Here is a 19,068-nt window from a genome sequence, read left to right on the forward strand (position 1 = left end):
TACACACAAGAACTGATATCAGGGGAAGGAGAAGGAAATGAATATGCAGGGAGAAGACAAGGGCGAATACTCATTCTCGACATGTTGGAACATCAGGAAACATCCCATAGGGGAAGATATGATTCGGGAGATTGCGGATCTCGGCTTTCGTCGGGTGGAGCTCAATTATAATGTGACGAAGGAGATGCTCACGACGATTGAGCCCATGATTGAGCGTGGAGAGATCGGAATTTCTAGTGTCCACAACACTTTTCCACATGACCCTGATCCAGACTACGGTACGGATTCCATCTTGCTCGGCTTCGAAGATGAAGTGAAACGTAAGCGGGCGATCGAATTGCTGGTAGAGTCGGCTGAATATGCCCAACGTTATGGTGGAGAAGCAGTTGTTGTACACCCGGGAGAGGTACCTTTTCCTGAGGATATCAGCAAAGACCTTGGAAAGATCTATAACGAGGAAGGCCCGGATTCACCGAAGTATCGGAGCAAATGGGCTGAATTGATGGAGCGGCGGGAAGCCCTCAGTTCAGGGTATGTGGAGAAAATTATCGCCAGTCTGGATGAGGTATGCAATCGGGCGGCAGCTAAAGGTCTGGATGTTCGTTTTGGCATCGAGACGAGATCCCGACCACAACAGATTCCTACCCTTGCCGAAGCCAAGACCATCATCAGGGCCCTCAAAGGGGCTCCGGTTGGTATCTGGTACGATACCGGTCATGCCATCATGATGGACCGAATGGGCCTTTATGACAGTGTGGGAGAAATGCAAGGCCTGATGGATGATATCGTAGGGGTCCATATCCATGAGACACTTGGTCTCTCGGATCACTGGTGCCCGTATGTACACAGTAAAGATATGAACTTCTATGATGCCTATCTGCCGATGATTCGCCGGGCACAGGTGAAGGTGTATGAGTTGAAGTCTGCCTGTAAGGCAGAAGAGATTCATGAGAGTCATGACTTGCTAATGAAGAAGCTTGGAGTGACAGAGTAGGCACGGTGATGTGAGAACAGTTTGCATGTTCACAGTATGTGTTTAATGACTGTTTCCTCAGTGACGGTGACCCATAAATAATGTAGTAAAACAAGCACAGATTTTCTAACGACTTTTGTAGAAATATGATATATAACTGACGAGAAAAATGAACTCACCTACGGGCGGTATGAGTAGGCTTCCGGTCTGAATTGAAGGCACTGAAGCAACATACTCCGCACATCGGGAGAATGCATTGGTATGGAGGGGACTGCACATGTACAAACAACTGGTGGACAGTAATGACAGAGCGGTAGAAAGAGGAATATCCCGGCAGATGCTTGACTCGGAAAGCCGTTACTATGGAGGGACAATTGATCCCTTCACAGGTGTTGCCTGGGTCAACCATACGACTGGAACGCCCACGGATATGTGTTACTGGGGAGCTGCGCTCTCCAATCCGGACTCTATCTATTACCGGGATGAATCGTTGTTAAATCGACTGCTGTTAGCTACGGAATTTGTACTCCGCTTCCAGCATGAAGATGGTTCAATATCGCCTGGCTGGACCAATTACCATTCCCCTCCGGATACTGCATTTGTCGTTGTAGGGTATTCACAGTTGTATCAGCTTCTTCAGCAGCAAGAATGGGAGCCGCTTCAACCCGTATTAAACAATATGAGGCTGTTTCTGGAACGTACAATCCCAACCATGCTTACGGGAGGTTGTCATACGCCTAATCATCGCTGGGTGCTATGCGCGGCGCTTGGTTTCCTGCATGAAATATTTGATCTGGAGGAAGCTGTGCAGCGCGCAGAGCAGTGGATGGATGAAGGCATGGATATTACACCCGATGGGGAGTGGACAGAACGGAGCAATGGGATATACAGCGCAGTTAGCGACATCATGTTAATTCATGCTGCGCGCCTGCTCAATCGTCCTGAATTGCTGGAACCAGTGAGGCTCAATCTCCGCATGATGGTGTATCTGGTCCATCCTACGGGTGAAATTGTTACGGATTATTCAGGGCGACAGGATCTGGGCAGTGTTCATGATCTGTCACCTTATTATCTGCCTTATGCCATTTTGGCTCGGCTGGACGGTGATCCACTCTTAGCCGGTATGGCAGCCTGGGCTGGAGATACATTGACAGATCCGGGAGTATGTTCGGTGAATACGCTCATTCGATTAATGCTTGAGCCGGAGCTTCAACAGACCAATGACACACGTGATGCATTACCAGAACAGTATGAGGTCATGCTGAATGAACATTTTGTACGGGGAGAATATCTGGAGCAGATGGACGCAGTAGGGCATCACGGTCGTATTTCGCACAGTCGGATGCATACGGATTTTGGTGCTCCGGTAGCCCGAATTCGGGATGGCGCTACAAGTGTGACTGTGATGACAGAAGTTCCTTCTTTCTTCGCTCTTCGTCATGGCAAGGTGCGCCTGCTGGCCGTGCAACTGGCCTCTTACTTTAATCCAGGGTATGTACCTATGCAGCAAATGACGAGGCTGTCCGAAGGGTATCGACTAACTGGTGAGCAGAAAAAAGGTTACTACGGCCCAATCCCTGCAAACATGCTGCCAGAATCGGCTGCATCAGATATAAGTCCATGGTATTTGTTACCTCATCAGAGTCGTCAGCTTACTCATGAGCAGACATTCCGTGTAGGAGCAGAATTACAGCCAACGGAAAACGGATGGAACATGCATCTATCTGGACAGGAACCGGAGGACATTATGATGCAGTTATCCTTTGTATTCGGAAGCGAAGGTGAGCTGACCTGTGAGGACGCGATTGAAACGAGTGAGGGTCACTATTTGTGGAAAAGCGGTACATTACGCTATACCTGCGGAGAAGACTGGCTGGAGATCACCGGGGGCGAGCTGGGGCATCTGGCGGCAACGGTACGTGAGGCAAAACTGCCGGACAAGTGTAAGGTTGTGCTGGTCAATTTCATGACGCCGTTTGATAAAACCATTCAAATTTCACTTTCTCCTTCGATGGCGTCGAAGATCTAGATTTATTAGATATTTAAGCCATAATAGTTAGAAGACCGAGCCCAAATGCTTGGTCTTCTTTTTTTACGAATGACGAATGACTGCAATTAACGTTCTAAAATGATATTCCCACTGTCCAGCTCAGTCCAGTAATGTATGAACTATTATCATTTCAGTTGCTCTACCGCAGTTTCGATTGGTTTAGTGAACAGAGGATCATCTTTGGTTTTGCTCCAGTAAACGATAAGAACATTTCCTTTCTCATATAGAAAAGGGAATGTTGTAAACTGGGCGCTTTCCATGTGTTTATTGAATTCTTTTGTCCCGTTGATGCGATCCTTTTCAGAATTGAAAATATAAAAATGTATAAATTCAGGGCTATAGGGTTCTTCTTCCACGGGCACTTCAACGGAGTACACCTCAGGTACAACATCATCTAATTTCAAAGGATACCCGGTTATACCAAAGGACACTAAATCCAGTTCTTGAGACTCGAGCGCTCTCAGTACATCCTCTAATGTGAACTTATTTTCTATGTTTTCTATATCTTTTGAACATCCATTCAAAGCAAACAAGCATATTAAGATGAATATAAGTGGTTTTATCTTCGAGATCGTCAATATAACATCCCCTTAAAATATTTATTTTTTATTACATACGCGAAAAAGAGGCTGACCGTCAGAGCTAATATACGTTGTTTGATTTTTAATGGAGATAAACCACTAAAAAGGACAATAAGGATAATAATACCATAGACTACACTCGTATTATTATAACCGGACCGAATCCATTAGACGCCGCGTAAGCGACAAGAATAGACTAATGCAATACTGCAAAGAGAGCTGTGGCAAGTGAGTGTAGGAGTCTCTAGATAAACATGGTTTTCCTTTGAATAAACAATGCTCCAAGGTGATAGGTTTCCGCAAAATGGAATATCATCTTCTTTTGCATTTTTTTCATAAACGACATGAAACTACATATTGAGAAGTGGGCCTTAAGATGTGGTATACTGAAGAGTATGAATGAAATGCAAAGAGGAGGTGCCTTGGAAGATGAAGGGCAAGCTAGTGCGGGCTGAGGGACACCTTGCCAATATTATACCGATTCACTTGGATGCTTCTTTCTTCTTTGAAAGAGCTGTCCGCTCGCTGGACCGTAATCATGTCGACAAGGCATTAAAATATTTTCGCAAAGCTGTTGAATACGAACCGGAAAATCCGGTAAATCATTGTAATATGGCGGGTATATTATCGGAGAAGGGGGATTACGAAGCCTCCAATGCCATTCTGGCTAACGTGCTGGAAGTGGTAGATCCGTCGATGACGGAATGTTATTTTTATATGGCGAACAATTATGCAAATATGGATCGGTTTGAGGAAGCCGAGCAAGCACTTGTTACCTATCTGGAGGAGGACACCCAAGGTCAGTTCATGACGGAAGCCGAAGAGATGATGGAGCTTCTGTATTATGAGCTGGATCGTCCGACCAAACTGAATCGAATCAAATCACGCAAAGGTGTAGTGGAGCACGATCAGGCACGGGAACTGCTGGAAGAAGGGAAATTTGCACAGGCTGCTGAATTGCTCGAAGGCATGTCTTCTGATTATCCTGATTACTTGGCTGCCCGTAACAATCTGGCACTCGCCTACTATTATATGGGTCTGTTTCCCAAAGCAAAAGAGACTATTGCCGAAGTGCTTGAACAGGAGCCCGGTAATCTGCATGCACTCTGTAATCTGGCTATTTTCCATCAAAATGAGAACCGGGCTGACCAAGTGCTGCTTCTGATCAAAAAATTGCGTGTCATCGTGCCATTCCAGCATGAACAAGTCTACAAACTGGCTACCACGATGGGAATTTTGGGCCAACACGATACGGCTTATGTTCATTTCCGTCGTTTGCTCAAGGACGAAGAGACAGCTGCTGATCCGGCACTTGCTCACTATGCAGCAGTGGCGGCTTATAATACAGAACGGTATGATGCTGCTGAGCGTTTATGGCATCATGTGTCCAAGCTTGATCCGGGTTCCGAAGTATCCCGGTATTATCTGTCAGGTCTTGAGGCTGTAAAACAAGGCGAGCAAGAGCCAGAGAAGCTAAGTTATCACTATCATCTGCCATTTGATGAGCAGTTCAGACAGTGGGAGAACTATGGTAGTGGCATACCTGAAGAAATGAAAAATGATCCACTGATTCGCTCATCGTTCTTCTGGGCATTGCGTCATGGTGATCGGGCAACCAAGCTACAGGTTATTCATGCGCTTGGGATGATCGGTGACTATGAGGTGCAGCAGGCTCTGCAATCCTTTATTGAAGAGCCTGGAGAAGAACAGGATCTGCTTGAGGCAGCACAAACTGTACTGAACGGATTGAAATCGGCTGAACATGAGGATCGGAATTCTCAGGTGGTTCGACCCTTTTCTCCTGTAGCTTTGAAGTCTATTGGAAAGGTTCCATCCACATCAGAGCAATCGGACACTGGTTCAACCTCCCATTGGCAGGCTGTTGTTGATTGTGCGTTACAGATGTCTGAAGCAAAGGCTGAGTTGCAACAAGAGATGGAACGGCTCTGGACGGATTATGTATCCCGGGTACATCCGGAGGTTCCGGGTACGAAGCAGATTGAGGGTTGGGCTGCGGGACTTGAATATTTGGCAGCGAAGAATCACAGTCGGCCCGTTACCTATCAAAGCGTTGCTGAGCGGTACGGGATATCGGCATCAACGGTTAGCAAGTATGCTAAACAGATTCATTCGGTTTGTAACAGCAAGCCACCACTAGTATAGAAAGTTCGCTTCAACTCGTTTTCAGAAAGACATCATCAGGTGAAGGATACAACAACCGGGAAAACGGGTAAACTTAACGAATGGGCCTCGTAAACGCCTGTAGGATATCATCTTGGCAAGTTCATCGCTAGTACAACACATTCTCACCTTAATTAAGGAGGCTGTATCTATATGTCTAAATACAGAACGATTGTGATCGGAACGGGACCTGCGGGTCTGACAGCAGCGATATATCTGGCTCGTGCTAATCTGAAACCACTGGTTATCGAAGGTCTTCAGCCGGGTGGTCAATTGACGACGACAACGGAAGTTGAGAATTTCCCCGGTTTCCCGCAAGGTATCATGGGTCCGGAACTGATGGACAACATGCGTAAGCAAGCTGAACGTTTTGGAGCGGAATTCAAAAACGGTTGGGTGGAAGAGGTTGATTTCAGCAAACCGCCCTTCAAGGTCAAAGTTGGAGGAATCGGTGAACTGGAAGCTGAATCGATCATTATCTCCACAGGTGCTTCCGCTCGTTATCTCGGTATTCCGGGCGAGCAGGAAAATGTGGGACGTGGTGTAAGTACATGCGCGACATGTGACGGCTTCTTCTTCCGAGGCAAAAAAATCGTGGTCGTGGGCGGTGGAGACTCCGCGATGGAGGAAGCGAGTTTCCTGACTCGTTTTGCAACAGACGTGACATTGGTTCACCGCCGGGATGAATTACGTGCATCCAAGATTATGCAGGATCGGGCTCGCAGCAATGAAAAGGTGAAGTGGGCGCTGAACCGTACTCCACTCGAGGTCGTACCAGAAGCTTTGGGTGTCAAAGGGCTGAAAGTGCGCAACAACGAGACGGGGCAGGAAGAGTTGCTTGAAGCAGATGGCGTATTCGTTGCCATTGGTCACACACCGAATACTGGATTCCTGGGTAATGCGATTGCACTGGACGAACATGGCTATGTTGTCGTTAAACCCGGAACAACGGAGACCAATATTCCAGGTGTATTTGCCTGTGGTGATGTTCAGGATACGAAGTATCGTCAAGCCATTACGGCAGCTGGATCAGGATGTATGGCCGCGATGGATTGTGAGAAGTTCCTTGAAGGAAGCATTGTCCATGATTGGAGCGAGACGTTGGATAAATAAGCATTACATGCGTGAGGTTAGGCATATGCTGGGAATAAGAGACAACGGGAAGTCTCATGAAATGAGAGAAGCCGGAAGGCTTCTCTTTTTTTGAAACTACAGTGGGCATGAGATCGTATACATATAGGGCATATTAGCTGTGAGGTGAAGATTTTGGGGGAAATGATAAAAGATTGGTTACAGAATGCGACAGTGAGACGATTTCTGATCCTGCTCTTGTTCTGTTTAATTTTGTTCAGTATGGGGAGTATGCTGCACATGATTCTGCTGTTGTTCCTGGTGACGTATGTCATGAACAGGTTACAGCATTTCATTACAGGTGGTTTGAATCGGTTGTTTCCAATCAACTATAAAGTTGTGGTCATCCTGCTCTATATGATTGTGATCGCAGTCATTGTGCTTGGCATTTCCAGATATTCACCACGGATCGTGGATCAGGTCGTCCAGTTGACGAACGAGATTATGAAATTTCTGGATAGTGCAGACGGTGATAATTTTGCATCCAAAATTGCGGGTTATCTTCAATCCTTCGATATTAAAAATTACACCAATGATGCATTGAAATATATTTTCGCTTTGAGCAAATGGCTGGAGTTTATTCTGCTCGTCATCATTCTGAGTCTGTTCTTCTTGTTGCAGAAGCAGGAGATATCCAAGTTCACGTCCAAGTTCAAAACAAGTAAAATTGGATGGTTCTACAATGAAGTTGCTTATCTGGGAGACAAGTTCGTATCTTCTTTTGGTAAAGTCATTGAGGCACAGCTTCTTATTGCGGTGTTTAATACGGTGCTGACGATACTGGGCTTATGGATTCTGGGTTTCCCGTATCTGTTCGCTCTGACCATTCTGGTGTTCATGCTTAGTCTGGTTCCCGTTGCGGGGGTTATCATCTCACTTGTACCGCTCTGTCTGATTGGGTATCAGATGGGTGGACTGAAATTAAGCATTATTGTGATCATCATGATTATTGTTATTCATGCTTTGGAGACGTACTTCCTGAATCCAAAACTGATGGCACACAAGACCAAATTGCCAATGTTCTACACCTTTATCGTACTAATTCTGTCGCAACACTTCCTGGGGATCTGGGGACTGATCATTGGTATTCCGATCTTTGTCTTCCTGCTCGATATTCTGGATGTGAACAAGATGGAGAAGACGGAAGAGCCGGTACGTGTGGAAACGAAGTTATAACGTAGAAAAATCAACTGAGTCAGCCCAATTTCTACAATTTCAGATTTTCATAAAAGTAAGGGAGCCTTCCTGTGGATGGAAGGCTCTTTTTTTGTTGGCAATACCGCCATTAGATAACTTTCTGCATGAGAATGGCAGGTGGTGGGGTGCATAAGACGAGTCACCACTCTGAGGGGACGATGTTGATCTTTTATGAATGGAACGAGTGAAGATGCAATATCATGAGTTGAGGCTTCCTCTGTTATGGAGGAAGGAATAAAGCGTGCGTTTATAAATGAAGGTAATGAGATTGTATACGTATTCAAAAACGGTGTGTGATGTGGTTCACAACCTTGGTGAAGCATGATGCGTGCAAGGTCTTATCGTCTTGACCCAGGCGTATCCTTCAATTATAGTTGGTACGTAGGACTTAAACTATTTTAGATAGATAAAGGTGGCTTGCAGCATGTCTGAGAAAATCTACGTTGGGGTCGATCTCGGCGGAACAGCAATCAAGGTCGGTATATGCGATGAACAAGGTCAGCTAATGCATACGTATGAAGGACCGACTGAAGTGGATAAGGGCGTAGACACGGTCATCGCCAACATCGAGAAGTATGTCCGACATATCGTAGCCGAATCACCTTACAGCTGGGAACAGCTTGAGGGTGTAGGTGCTGGAGTGGCCGGTTTCACGAATGTACGCGAGGGAATTATCGTTCATGCCCCTAACATCGGATTTCGGAATGTGGCCATTCGTTCGATTCTGGAAGAACGTCTGGGCAAGCCAATCAAAATAGATAACGATGCAAACGTGGCTGCACTGGGTGAAGTATGGGCAGGTGCCGGCAAAGGCGTAGACAACTGCGTATGTTATACACTCGGTACGGGTGTTGGCGGAGGCTTGATCTTGAATGGCAACATCTATCAGGGTTTCTCCGGTATGGCGGGAGAACTGGGTCATATCAGTGTTGTACCTGATCTGGAAGCCATCAAGTGTGGTTGTGGTAAAATGGGATGTGTAGAAACAGTATCTTCTGCAACAGGAATTATCCGTATGGCGAAGGATGCCGTAGAGCGCGGTGATCATACGTCACTGGCACTCGTCGACAAGATTGCAGCCAAAGAAGTATTTGATGCTGCCAAGGCAGGCGATGAAGTGGCGCAGCGCATTGTGAATCGTGCGGCCTTTTACCTGGGCAAGTCCATGGCTACTGTAGCAGCTGTCATTAACCCGGAGATGTTCATCATCGGTGGTGGCGTATCCAAAGCGGGCAATTTCTTGTTTGATGAAATCCGTACTGTGTTTGCTAAGCTGACGCCAGAACCGTTGCAAGATGGGGTTCAGATTCTGGAAGCTACACTTGGTAATAATGCAGGTATTGTGGGTGCAGCAGGTCTTCTCTTGCGTTCCTAGTGACCTCGTAACAATATATGAAGACAGCAATATGATAAGGAGGGGACATTTATGCTTGAAGGTGAAGGCTCACCAGGCACAGGCGCCACGCTCATTATCATTACGGGCATGTCCGGAGCAGGTAAAACCATTGCAGTACAAAGCCTGGAGGATCTGGGTTTCTTCTGTGTGGATAATCTGCCGCCGGTATTGATTCCGAAATTTGCGGAACTAATTGAACAGTCAAATGGCAAGATTGGTAAGGTTGCATTGGTTATCGATCTGCGCGGGCGTGAATTCTTTACGGCTCTGTCCGAGTCTTTGAACTATATTAAAGATCATTTTACCATTCATTGCGAAATTTTATTCCTGGATGCTACAGATTCTGTACTTGTTCAGCGTTACAAAGAAAGCAGGCGCAGACATCCACTGGCTCCTGAGGGCATGCCGCTGGACGGCATCCGACTGGAACGCAAGATGTTGGAGGAACTCAAAAACTCTGCGACTCAGGTACTGAATACAAGTACGATGAAGCCTGCTCAACTGAAAGAACGCATCATATCCCGCTTTTCTCATCTCGAGAGCCAAATGCTGTCGGTGAATATTACGTCGTTTGGATTCAAGTATGGCATTCCGATTGATGCTGATCTGGTGTTTGATGTACGTTTTTTACCGAATCCGCATTATATTGATCATTTGCGACCGAATACGGGACAGAATAGTGATGTGTACGAATATGTTATGAAGTGGCCAGAGACACAGGCATTTCTGACCAAGCTGCTGGATATGCTGCATTTCCTGATTCCGCAATACCGGAAGGAAGGCAAAAGCCAGGTTATTATTGGAATCGGCTGTACCGGAGGCAAGCATCGTTCGGTAGCAATATCGGAATATTTGGGCAAGATGTTGGGAAGCAGCGAGACAGAAGCTGTTACCGTGAGCCATCGCGACGCTGACCGGGACCGTCATTGAAGAGGGTGAAGGGATGAAAGAGGCCGGACCACGAAGAGAACGTCCGAGAATAGTTGTAATGGGCGGCGGAACCGGATTATCCGTGATGTTGCGCGGTTTGAAAGAGAAGCCGCTGGATATCACGGCCATCGTCACAGTTGCAGATGACGGTGGAAGTTCAGGCATCCTGCGCAATGAGCTACAGATGCCGCCTCCGGGCGACATTCGCAACGTGCTTACGGCACTGGCTGATGTAGAACCATTGCTTTCAGATATGTTGAAGTACCGTTTCAATACAGGCGCGGGGCTTGCAGGCCACAGCTTGGGGAATTTGATTTTGGCTGCAATGACGGATATTTCGGGCGACTTTGTGACCGCAGTGCGGGAGCTTAGCCGCGTGTTTGCCGTTCGAGGTGAGGTTTTACCAGCCGCAGGGCAGGCCGTTGTGTTGCATGCCGAAATGGAAGATGGGACAATTATTACAGGTGAGTCCAAAATCCCTGAGGCGGGAGGACGCATCAAACGTGTTTTCCTTGAACCGGATCACGTGGAGCCGTTGCCAGAGGCAGTAGAGGCCATTCGTCAAGCTGACGCCATTCTGATCGGGCCAGGCAGCCTCTATACAAGCATCCTTCCCAATCTGCTCGTACCTAAGCTTGCAGAGGCTGTGGTAGAGGCTGATGCGGTGAAGATGTTTATCTGTAATGTGATGACACAGCCGGGAGAAACAGATAACTATACGGTAAGTGACCACCTTAAGGCGGTACACGAGCATATAGGTCATCAGCTCTTCGACTATGTTATCGTAAATAATGGTGATATTCCGCTGCAAGTGCAAAATAAGTATGCGGAAAAAGGAGCAAAACCGGTTGTACTGGATATGAATGTACTCGAAAGTGCCGGTTATCAGGTGGTTGCAGATACCCTTGTTCTGTTCAAAACCTATCTGCGTCATGATGCCGACAAGTTAAGTCATCACATCTACCAATTGGTACAAAATTGGATGTTACGGAAGAGGTGAAGTCCCATGTCGTTTGCAGCACAGACCAAAAAAGAGTTAACCATGATCGAGAGCGAACCGTGCTGCGAAAAGGCGGAACTTTCAGCCCTCATCCGTATGCTTGGTGCAGTGCAGTTATCGAATAAAAAAGTGATCTTGGATATTTCGACGGAGAATGCCGCCATTGCAAGACGGGCATACTCTCTGCTTAAAAAGCATTTTCAAGTGCATACGGAATTACTGGTCCGCAAAAAAATGCGGCTGAAAAAGAACAATGTATATATTGTTCGTATTCCAACCATGGTACAGGAGATTCTCAATAGTCTTCATATTGTATCTGAGGGCTTTCTCTTTACCCCAGGGATCAGTACGGAATTGTTTCAGCAAAACTGTTGTAAACGGGCCTATCTTCGCGGTGCATTTCTGGCCGGTGGATCGGTTAATAATCCGGAAGGTTCCTCGTACCATCTGGAGATTGCGTCTATGTATGAAGAGCACTGTCAGGCACTGGTTGACCTGGCCAATGAATTTCATCTGAATGCCCGGTGTATAGAACGGAAAAAAGGATTCATCCTATACATTAAGGAAGGCGAGAAAATCATTGAGCTGCTCAGCATCATTGGTGCTCATCAGGCCTTATTCAAGTTTGAAGATGTACGAATTATGCGTGATATGCGTAACTCCGTTAACCGGATTGTCAATTGTGAGACCGCCAACCTGAACAAAACGATTGGAGCGGCGGTAAGACAAATCGATAATATCAGGTTGTTACAAAAGGAAGTTGGTCTGGAATCGTTGCCTGAGAAACTTCGCGAGGTGGCGGAGGTTCGACTGGCTCATCCAGATATCAATTTGAAAGAAGTAGGCGAACTCCTTAAAGGTACAGTTAGCAAGTCGGGAGTGAACCATCGGCTTCGTAAAATTGATGAGCTGGCTGAGAAAGTACGCACAGAACGTTATGGTTAAGACGGAGTAGGGTAAAGTAACAAGGTCGGCTGTTTCTGCTGAACAGAAAGGCCGGGAAAGTCAACCGTTAAGGACCTAGGGAACTTACTTAGGTCATTGGATGCGCTGTGCAAAAGATGAAATTAGGGCAAGATAACGTCCTCCAAAGCACCCTGAGTTTTTTCTTCTAGTGTCCTGCACGGGTTAATGGTATAATGTTGTATAAATATAATTGTGTATTTAATGTCCAGATTTCATAATAGGGGGTAAGTTTCCATGACAAAGCACCCGGTAGTTGTCCGTTTGAAAACGGGTCTCCATGCCAGACCTGCGGCACTGTTCGTTCAAGAAGCGAATAAGTACTCGTCTGAAGTGTTCGTCGAGAAGGACGACAAAAAAGTTAATGCAAAAAGTATCATGGGGATCATGAGCCTTGCGATTAGCACAGGTACGGAAATCCAGATTAGTGCAGAAGGCGCGGATGCAGAACAGGCTGTAAACGCTTTAGTTAGTCTGGTAAGCAAGGAAGAACTCGAAAACCAATAAGATATGATCAATCTAATGAAGAAGTCCCAAAAGGGGCTTTTTTGTGTTTTTCACGTTTATGCTATCGTCAAGTGCAACATTATGGAATTTGTCCCGTCTGTTAAGGTATCAAATCGTTTAAAGTTTGAGATGTTAACACATAAGGAGGCTATCGTGATGGGTAAACAATGGATGAAACCGTTTGGTGCGGTGCTGGTGGCAAGTACGTTGCTTGTTGGAGGAACAGCATGGGTTGCACCAGGTAACTATGCTTACGCTGCAGAGGTTCAGGGTGTACAACAGAATGTGATTAATGTTGTGGGTAAAGGTGAGATTCAGGTGAAGCCTGATATCGCTTATCTTTCGATTGGTGTGAACAGTACTGCAGAGACAGCTGCATCTGCTCAAAAAGCGAATGCTGCCAAAGTTCAAAAGGTATCCAACTTGCTGAAGAATACGTGGAAGATCAGTGCAGACGACATTCAAACGAGTCAGTTCTCTGTACAACCCAACTATACGTATAGCGAAAAAGACGGACAACAAATTAAAGGATATACAGCGCATCATACGCTGACAGTCACATATCGTGAGATGGATAAGATTGGCGAGTTGCTAGATGCTGCTTCGGGTGCGGGTGCTAACAATATTGAAAACGTGCGCTTTACTGTAGAAAATCCGGAAAGTTATGAATCCCAAGTGATTGAAAAAGCTGTTGCCAATGCAGATGTGAAAGCGGGCGCCATTGCAAAAGCAGTTAAACGTCAACTGGGTGCTGTTCTTTCCGTGAGCCAAGGTGATGCCAATGTGCCTGTATTCTATGCAAGCGAGGCGTTGATGTCCAAAGCACAAGATACAGCAGGTGGTACTGAGATTGAAACAGGCCAGGTTAAAGTAAGTACAATCCTGAATATCACGTATGAAATGAAATAAACAAGATCGAACTAAGGATTGTAAACTCAAGACCCTTTTTAAGTGTCATTTGAAGGGTACAACGAAATAATGACAAAGACTTTGTCCTGTGGACAGAGTCTTTTTTGTTGGAAAAGCAAACTTTGATGAAGTTATATTGAAGGGTACCTTTTTTTAGCAACATGAAATGCTGGTTATTGGTATCTTTTTTGTATAGTTGTTCGTGACAAAAAGGTCATATCCCCTTATATTTTCCTACTGATATTCATCAACATTGTAACTCGAGCTGTAAACCTTTCCGAAATCGGGTTAATTATAATAAAGAGGTGAGCGTATGAGATATGCGATCAGGTCAGGATTACATACGCAATGATCCCTAATTGTGAATTCAGAGAGGAGTTTTATATATGACATCATGGAAAAAATGGACAAGTGCATTGCTTGCAGCAGGAATTATTGTAGGTAGCGGTTCGGTATGGCAGGATAGTTCGGTTCAGGCAGCATCGGTATCCTCAAAAGTGACAACCCCGGCTGAGGTAACTCTGAGATCGGGTGGAAAAACACTGACTCAAAAAGGACTTCTTCAAGGTGGTTCAACTTGGGTATCTCTTACGGCAGTTAAAGATGTGGCAGGTGGAACGCTGAAATATGATGCGAAAACCAAGTCATATACGGTAACAGCAGCCAACAATGCGATGACCGTTAGCCTGATGGATGGACAACCAAACGTTTACATTAACGGTTATTACCCTCAAGTGGACGCAAAGCTGATCAACGGCAGATTATATATCCCATTCTCGGCAATGAGAGATTATCTGGGTGTACAGGGGAATTGGGATGGCAAAACCAAAACTTTGACACTCAGCAAGGTGAAACAAAATAACGTTAAAATTAAAGCGGCAACAGTTAATGCCACTGTGAAAAATGCTGAAGTAGATGTTCAATATCCACAGGTGAGTGGACTTGCCAGCAAAGAAGCTGAAGCAGCGATCAACAAAGTGTTGAAAGACGAAGTGGATGCTTATGTAGCTGACTTCAAGAAACAGACATCTGAATTCGGCGGTGCAACAGCCAACCGTCCATATGCATTTGAGAGCTCTTATGTAGTGACGTACAACGAAAAAGGCGTGCTGGGACTCATTACACAACGATATGAGGATTATGCCGGCGCTCATGGCATGACATACCGTACGGGCCACACCTTTGCACTGGACACAGGCAAGGAGCTTACGTTAGATGATGTGCTTCAAAATAACAAAACCATGCGCGAGACGTTGAGTAAAAAAGTGGGTGAGCAACTGAAAGCCCGCGGTGGATACCTCGACGGTTATAAAGGGTTGAATAAAGATCAAGATTACTATGTGACACCAACGGGTGTAGTTGTGTTCTTCCAGTTGTATGAGTATACGGCGTACGCAGAAGGCTTCCCTGAAATGCCATTTACGTACAAAGAGCTTCTCCCTAAAGGCACAGAACCTTTCAGTAATGTATCTATAACCAAATAAAGAAATCATTATTATGCACTTTTAAGTTATCTTCCTTATAAAATGAAAAAAAAGAAGCCCTCATCATGATTATGATGAGGGCTTCTTTGCGTATGGGCAACACACGAAGTGTTGCTGTTTACGTTAGGTGTTGATTACGTTTAACTCGTAGACCGGGGTCTACGTCACACTTAGATGCCTTGTGATCCTACGTTTTCGATGACTTTATCAATGATACCGTAATCGGCGGCTTCAGCAGCACTCATGAAGTAGTCACGATCTGTATCTTTCTCAATCCGCTCCAGCGGTTGACCTGAACGCTCAGAGATGATGCGGTTCAACGTATCACGCATTTTCAAAATGCGGCGAGCACGGATTTCGATGTCAGAAGCCTGACCTTGTGCACCACCAAGTGGTTGGTGAATCATAATTTCACTGTTTGGTAATGCAAAACGTTTACCTTTTGCACCGGCATTCAACAAGAATGCACCCATGGAAGCCGCCATACCTACACAGATGGTAGATACATCCGGTTTGATGAATTGCATTGTATCGTAAATCGCCATACCGGCTGTAATCGATCCGCCTGGGCTGTTGATGTATAAGTGAATGTCTTTCTCCGGATCTTCCGCAGCCAGGAACAACATCTGTGCCATAATGGCATTAGCCACTACGTCATTAACATCGCTACCAAGGAAAATAATACGATCCTTCAGCAATCTGGAGTAGATGTCGTAGGCGCGCTCACCCCGGTTGCTCTGTTCAACGACCATTGGAATAAAACTCACGTGAAAAACCTCCTTGGAATGTAAAAGTTATTGGTGTTTATACTTAAACTGTTACCGTATTACCCACATAATAAACAATTCCAAACAAAAAGTCAAAGAAAGTCAAACTAACTTGCAAAAAAAAGAAACCTTTCCGGTTTCATTGGTTAAATGGGTTATGAGCTGTTAAATAAAAATGGCGCGCCCGCCAAGAATCGAACTTGGATCTCAGGCTTCGGAGGCCTACGTCATATCCATTGGACCACGGGCGCACATTACTTTGCTACCAATTTATGTAGCTTTCTAAATATATGACAGCAATAATGATTATAGCTCATGAAATATTTAATTGCAAGCAGTTCGTTGTGGTATTGGTTTGGATTAACCTAAAAATGATCATGATGAAGAAAGAGTGGATAAAGAGTGCATTTAAGTAAATGCTATTAGAGGTTTTGGACATGCTGTATGAAATGTGATTCTGAGCGATATGTAGATTGAATTCATTTGTTTCTTCTATATATGGTATGCGTGAGCTAGTCGTAGATCATGGAAGTCTAGGATTGTGAAAATAGGCGCGTACAAACGCTGCATGCGTGTCGAAATAACACGTTGAAACACTTGCATGTCACGTCAGTTTTAGGTAGAATAGACGTGGGACTTAAAAAGTTAACCCGGGACGTTTTAGGGCCACGAAAGAGAGCTTAGAACGAGAACTTGCGGGAGTGGAAAGCATGCGAACGATTTTAGAAGTACAAAAGCAGCTTCTGCCTGATCTCATGGATATCTTGAAAAAGAGGTATACGATTCTGCAACAGATCATGTTATCGGATGTGATCGGACGGAGAACGTTAGCTAATTCCATGCAGATGACCGAGCGGGTTCTGAGGGCTGAGACCGATCTGTTAAAGGCTCAGGGACTTATTGAAATTGACAGTGCAGGAATGAAGATCAGCGAGGCAGGGTATGATTTGCTGCAGCAGTTAGAACCCGTAGCCAAAGAGCTGTTCGGATTATCCGAGCTGGAAGAGCGCATCAAGCAAGCCTACGGTCTGCAAAAGGTAGTTGTGGTTCCTGGTGATTCGGACGTTTCTCCATTTGCCAAAAGGGAACTGGGCAGAGCCGGAGCGAAGGCTCTCGGCAATATCATGAGTGACAACGACGTTGTCGCCGTTACTGGCGGTTCAACAACGGCCGAAGTCGCAGAACAACTAAATCCGCCAACATCGCTAAAAGGTGTCTGGTTCGTACCAGCACGCGGTGGACTTGGAGAAAGCCTTGAAATTCAGGCTAATACGATCGCATCCACAATGGCAAAACGGGTAGGGGCGCAATACAAACTCCTGCATGTACCGGATTTGCTCAGTGACCATGCCTATGAATCATTAATCCAGGACCCTAGTGTTCAGGAGATTCTGCAGCTGATCAGGCAATCACGGATTGTTATTCATGGAATCGGTGATGCCGTAGAGATGGCCAAAAGACGCAAACTTGCGACGGAGATTATAGATGAACTTCAGGAGCAAGGAGCCGTATCTGAATCTTTTGGTTATTACTTTAATGATCAGGGTAAGGTGGTACATACCATGCTTACACTGGGTATGCGACTTCAGGATATTGAACGAACCGATGTTGTGATTGGTATTGCAGGTGGCAAAAGCAAAGCTGCTGCTATACATTCCGTGTTACGATTTGGTCAGGAAGATATTCTGATTATTGATGAGGCTGCTGCCGAAGTCATCGTTGCTGAAATGGAATAAGGTTTTACTTTGCATCACAACTATTGTTGTCTTGACGGACTTCACCGTCTGTCTTGAATATATAAGTTTCATAAAAAATTAATCAAAACTTGGGAGGAACTTACTCATGATTAAAGTAGGTATTAACGGTTTTGGACGTATTGGACGCTTGGCATTCCGCCGTATTCAAAATGTAGCAGGCATCGAGGTAGTAGCAATCAACGACTTGACTGACGCTAAAATGCTCGCTCATTTGCTCAAATATGATACAACTCAAGGTCGCTTCGATGGCGATGTTGAAGTACACGATGGCTTCTTCAAAGTGAACGGCAAAGAAGTTAAAGTATTGGCTAACCGTAACCCGGAAGAACTTCCTTGGGGCGACCTGGGCGTAGATATCGTTCTGGAATGTACTGGTTTCTTCACAACTAAAGAAGCAGCTGAGAAACACTTGAAAGGTGGAGCTAAGAAAGTTGTTATCTCCGCACCAGCTACTGGCGACATGAAAACCATCGTTTACAACGTAAACCATGAAATCCTCGACGGTACTGAAACTGTAATCTCCGGCGCATCTTGCACAACAAACTGCCTGGCACCTATGGCAAAAACACTGCAAGACAAATTCGGAATCGTTCAAGGTTTGATGACTACAATTCACGCTTACACTGGCGACCAAAACACGTTGGATGCTCCACACCCTAAAGGTGACTTCCGTCGTGCTCGCGCAGCAGCTGAAAACATCATCCCTAACACAACTGGTGCTGCTAAAGCAATCGGTCTGGTAATCCCAGAACTGCAAGGCATCCTTGATGGTGCAGCTCAACGTGTACCAGTAGCTACTGGTTCCCTGACTGAGCTCGTAACTGTTCTGAACAAAAAAGTAACTGCTGAAGAAGTTAACGCAGCTATGCAAGAAGCTTCCGATCCAGAAACTTTCGGATACACAGAAGATGAAATCGTATCTTCCGATATCCAAGGAATCACTTTCGGTTCCCTGTTTGATGCAACTCAAACTAAAGTTCTGACTGTTGGCGACCAACAATTGGTTAAAACTGTAGCTTGGTATGACAATGAAATGTCCTACACTGCACAATTGGTCCGCACTTTGGAGCACTTTGCAAAAATGATTAAGTAATATCTGTAATAACATAGAGCGGAAACAGATGCTATATTGTTTCCGCTCTTTATATATCTACATTTTGCAAATTTCTCAAAAACACCAGGATTGACGAGGGATTTTAGCTCTTGATTGGTCCACCAAATACATGGGTGCGGAGGAAATAC

General features: G+C 45.4%; 16 protein-coding genes and 1 tRNA gene. 14 read left to right on the forward strand and 3 right to left on the reverse strand.

Annotation, left to right across the window (positions count from 1 at the left end; translation table 11 throughout):
• Positions 1-43: 43 nt before the first annotated feature.
• Together BS614_RS03860 and BS614_RS03865 are read left to right on the forward strand one after the other, a co-directional pair.
• A complete protein-coding gene (locus BS614_RS03860; RefSeq protein WP_074092963.1) occupies positions 44-994 on the forward strand; it encodes a sugar phosphate isomerase/epimerase family protein in 951 nt (316 codons plus the stop codon).
• A gap of 256 nt (positions 995-1,250) precedes the next feature.
• Complete coding sequence (locus BS614_RS03865; RefSeq protein WP_074092964.1) at positions 1,251-3,002, forward strand: hypothetical protein; 1,752 nt, start codon at positions 1,251-1,253, stop codon at positions 3,000-3,002.
• A 146-nt stretch (positions 3,003-3,148) separates the two neighbouring features.
• Here the strand turns inward: BS614_RS03865 and BS614_RS03870 are convergent, their stop codons facing one another.
• Entirely contained in the window at positions 3,149-3,601 is a 453-nt protein-coding gene (locus BS614_RS03870) for a hypothetical protein (RefSeq protein WP_074092965.1), read from the reverse strand.
• A 432-nt stretch (positions 3,602-4,033) separates the two neighbouring features.
• Here BS614_RS03870 and BS614_RS03875 point away from each other — a divergent pair, with 432 nt between their 5' ends.
• The 10 genes from BS614_RS03875 to BS614_RS03920 all read left to right on the forward strand — a co-directional run bounded on the left by BS614_RS03875 (position 4,034) and on the right by BS614_RS03920 (position 15,302).
• On the forward strand, positions 4,034-5,767 hold the full coding sequence (locus BS614_RS03875) for a tetratricopeptide repeat protein (protein ID WP_074092966.1): 1,734 nt from the start codon (positions 4,034-4,036) through the stop codon (positions 5,765-5,767).
• Positions 5,768-5,938: 171 nt separating this feature from the next.
• Positions 5,939-6,898 (forward strand): thioredoxin-disulfide reductase, encoded by a 960-nt coding sequence (trxB, locus tag BS614_RS03880; protein ID WP_036674745.1) that lies wholly within the window; start codon positions 5,939-5,941, stop codon positions 6,896-6,898.
• A 258-nt stretch (positions 6,899-7,156) separates the two neighbouring features.
• Entirely contained in the window at positions 7,157-8,092 is a 936-nt protein-coding gene (locus BS614_RS03885; RefSeq protein WP_017691254.1) for an AI-2E family transporter, read from the forward strand.
• Positions 8,093-8,537: 445 nt separating this feature from the next.
• A complete protein-coding gene (locus BS614_RS03890) occupies positions 8,538-9,488 on the forward strand; it encodes an ROK family glucokinase (RefSeq protein WP_017691252.1) in 951 nt (316 codons plus the stop codon).
• A gap of 51 nt (positions 9,489-9,539) precedes the next feature.
• Complete coding sequence (gene rapZ, locus BS614_RS03895; protein WP_017691251.1) at positions 9,540-10,439, forward strand: RNase adapter RapZ; 900 nt, start codon at positions 9,540-9,542, stop codon at positions 10,437-10,439.
• A 13-nt stretch (positions 10,440-10,452) separates the two neighbouring features.
• The gene (locus BS614_RS03900; RefSeq protein WP_017691250.1) at positions 10,453-11,439 is read left to right on the forward strand and encodes a gluconeogenesis factor YvcK family protein; all 987 of its coding nucleotides are present in this window, start codon (positions 10,453-10,455) and stop codon (positions 11,437-11,439) included.
• A gap of 6 nt (positions 11,440-11,445) precedes the next feature.
• Complete coding sequence (whiA, locus tag BS614_RS03905; protein ID WP_036616210.1) at positions 11,446-12,384, forward strand: DNA-binding protein WhiA; 939 nt, start codon at positions 11,446-11,448, stop codon at positions 12,382-12,384.
• Positions 12,385-12,639: 255 nt separating this feature from the next.
• Entirely contained in the window at positions 12,640-12,909 is a 270-nt protein-coding gene (locus BS614_RS03910) for an HPr family phosphocarrier protein (RefSeq protein ID WP_017691248.1), read from the forward strand.
• 156 nt (positions 12,910-13,065) lie between these two features.
• Complete coding sequence (locus BS614_RS03915; RefSeq protein ID WP_074092967.1) at positions 13,066-13,818, forward strand: SIMPL domain-containing protein; 753 nt, start codon at positions 13,066-13,068, stop codon at positions 13,816-13,818.
• A 386-nt stretch (positions 13,819-14,204) separates the two neighbouring features.
• Positions 14,205-15,302: a stalk domain-containing protein gene (locus tag BS614_RS03920; RefSeq protein WP_074092968.1), complete on the forward strand. Its 1,098-nt coding sequence runs from the start codon at positions 14,205-14,207 to the stop codon at positions 15,300-15,302.
• A gap of 170 nt (positions 15,303-15,472) precedes the next feature.
• Here BS614_RS03920 and clpP read toward each other — a convergent pair whose 3' ends face one another.
• Together clpP and BS614_RS03930 are read right to left on the reverse strand one after the other, a co-directional pair.
• Positions 15,473-16,069, reverse strand: a complete 597-nt coding sequence (gene clpP / locus BS614_RS03925) for an ATP-dependent Clp endopeptidase proteolytic subunit ClpP (RefSeq protein WP_017691245.1) — start codon at positions 16,067-16,069, stop codon at positions 15,473-15,475.
• Between the two features lie 176 nt (positions 16,070-16,245).
• Positions 16,246-16,320 (reverse strand) — tRNA-Arg (locus BS614_RS03930).
• A gap of 459 nt (positions 16,321-16,779) precedes the next feature.
• Here BS614_RS03930 and BS614_RS03935 point away from each other — a divergent pair.
• Positions 16,780-17,805, forward strand: coding sequence for a sugar-binding transcriptional regulator (locus BS614_RS03935; RefSeq protein ID WP_036616216.1), 1,026 nt, complete (start codon positions 16,780-16,782; stop codon positions 17,803-17,805).
• 106 nt (positions 17,806-17,911) lie between these two features.
• Complete coding sequence (gene gap / locus BS614_RS03940) at positions 17,912-18,919, forward strand: type I glyceraldehyde-3-phosphate dehydrogenase (protein ID WP_017691243.1); 1,008 nt, start codon at positions 17,912-17,914, stop codon at positions 18,917-18,919.
• The last annotated feature ends 149 nt before the right edge of the window (positions 18,920-19,068 follow it).

It is taken from the genome of Paenibacillus xylanexedens (assembly GCF_001908275.1).
GTDB classification, from domain to species: Bacteria; Bacillota; Bacilli; order Paenibacillales; family Paenibacillaceae; genus Paenibacillus; species Paenibacillus xylanexedens_A.

Coding starts and splice junctions, on each gene's coding strand:
- BS614_RS03860 (WP_074092963.1), top strand. CDS start 44: ATGCAGGGAGAAGACAAGGGCGAATACTCATTCTCGACATGTTGGAAC.
- BS614_RS03865 (WP_074092964.1), top strand. CDS start 1,251: ATGTACAAACAACTGGTGGACAGTAATGACAGAGCGGTAGAAAGAGGA.
- BS614_RS03875 (WP_074092966.1), top strand. CDS start 4,034: ATGAAGGGCAAGCTAGTGCGGGCTGAGGGACACCTTGCCAATATTATA.
- trxB (WP_036674745.1), top strand. CDS start 5,939: ATGTCTAAATACAGAACGATTGTGATCGGAACGGGACCTGCGGGTCTG.
- BS614_RS03885 (WP_017691254.1), top strand. CDS start 7,157: ATGATTCTGCTGTTGTTCCTGGTGACGTATGTCATGAACAGGTTACAG.
- BS614_RS03890 (WP_017691252.1), top strand. CDS start 8,538: ATGTCTGAGAAAATCTACGTTGGGGTCGATCTCGGCGGAACAGCAATC.
- rapZ (WP_017691251.1), top strand. CDS start 9,540: ATGCTTGAAGGTGAAGGCTCACCAGGCACAGGCGCCACGCTCATTATC.
- BS614_RS03900 (WP_017691250.1), top strand. CDS start 10,453: ATGAAAGAGGCCGGACCACGAAGAGAACGTCCGAGAATAGTTGTAATG.
- whiA (WP_036616210.1), top strand. CDS start 11,446: ATGTCGTTTGCAGCACAGACCAAAAAAGAGTTAACCATGATCGAGAGC.
- BS614_RS03910 (WP_017691248.1), top strand. CDS start 12,640: ATGACAAAGCACCCGGTAGTTGTCCGTTTGAAAACGGGTCTCCATGCC.
- BS614_RS03915 (WP_074092967.1), top strand. CDS start 13,066: ATGGGTAAACAATGGATGAAACCGTTTGGTGCGGTGCTGGTGGCAAGT.
- BS614_RS03920 (WP_074092968.1), top strand. CDS start 14,205: ATGACATCATGGAAAAAATGGACAAGTGCATTGCTTGCAGCAGGAATT.
- BS614_RS03935 (WP_036616216.1), top strand. CDS start 16,780: ATGCGAACGATTTTAGAAGTACAAAAGCAGCTTCTGCCTGATCTCATG.
- gap (WP_017691243.1), top strand. CDS start 17,912: ATGATTAAAGTAGGTATTAACGGTTTTGGACGTATTGGACGCTTGGCA.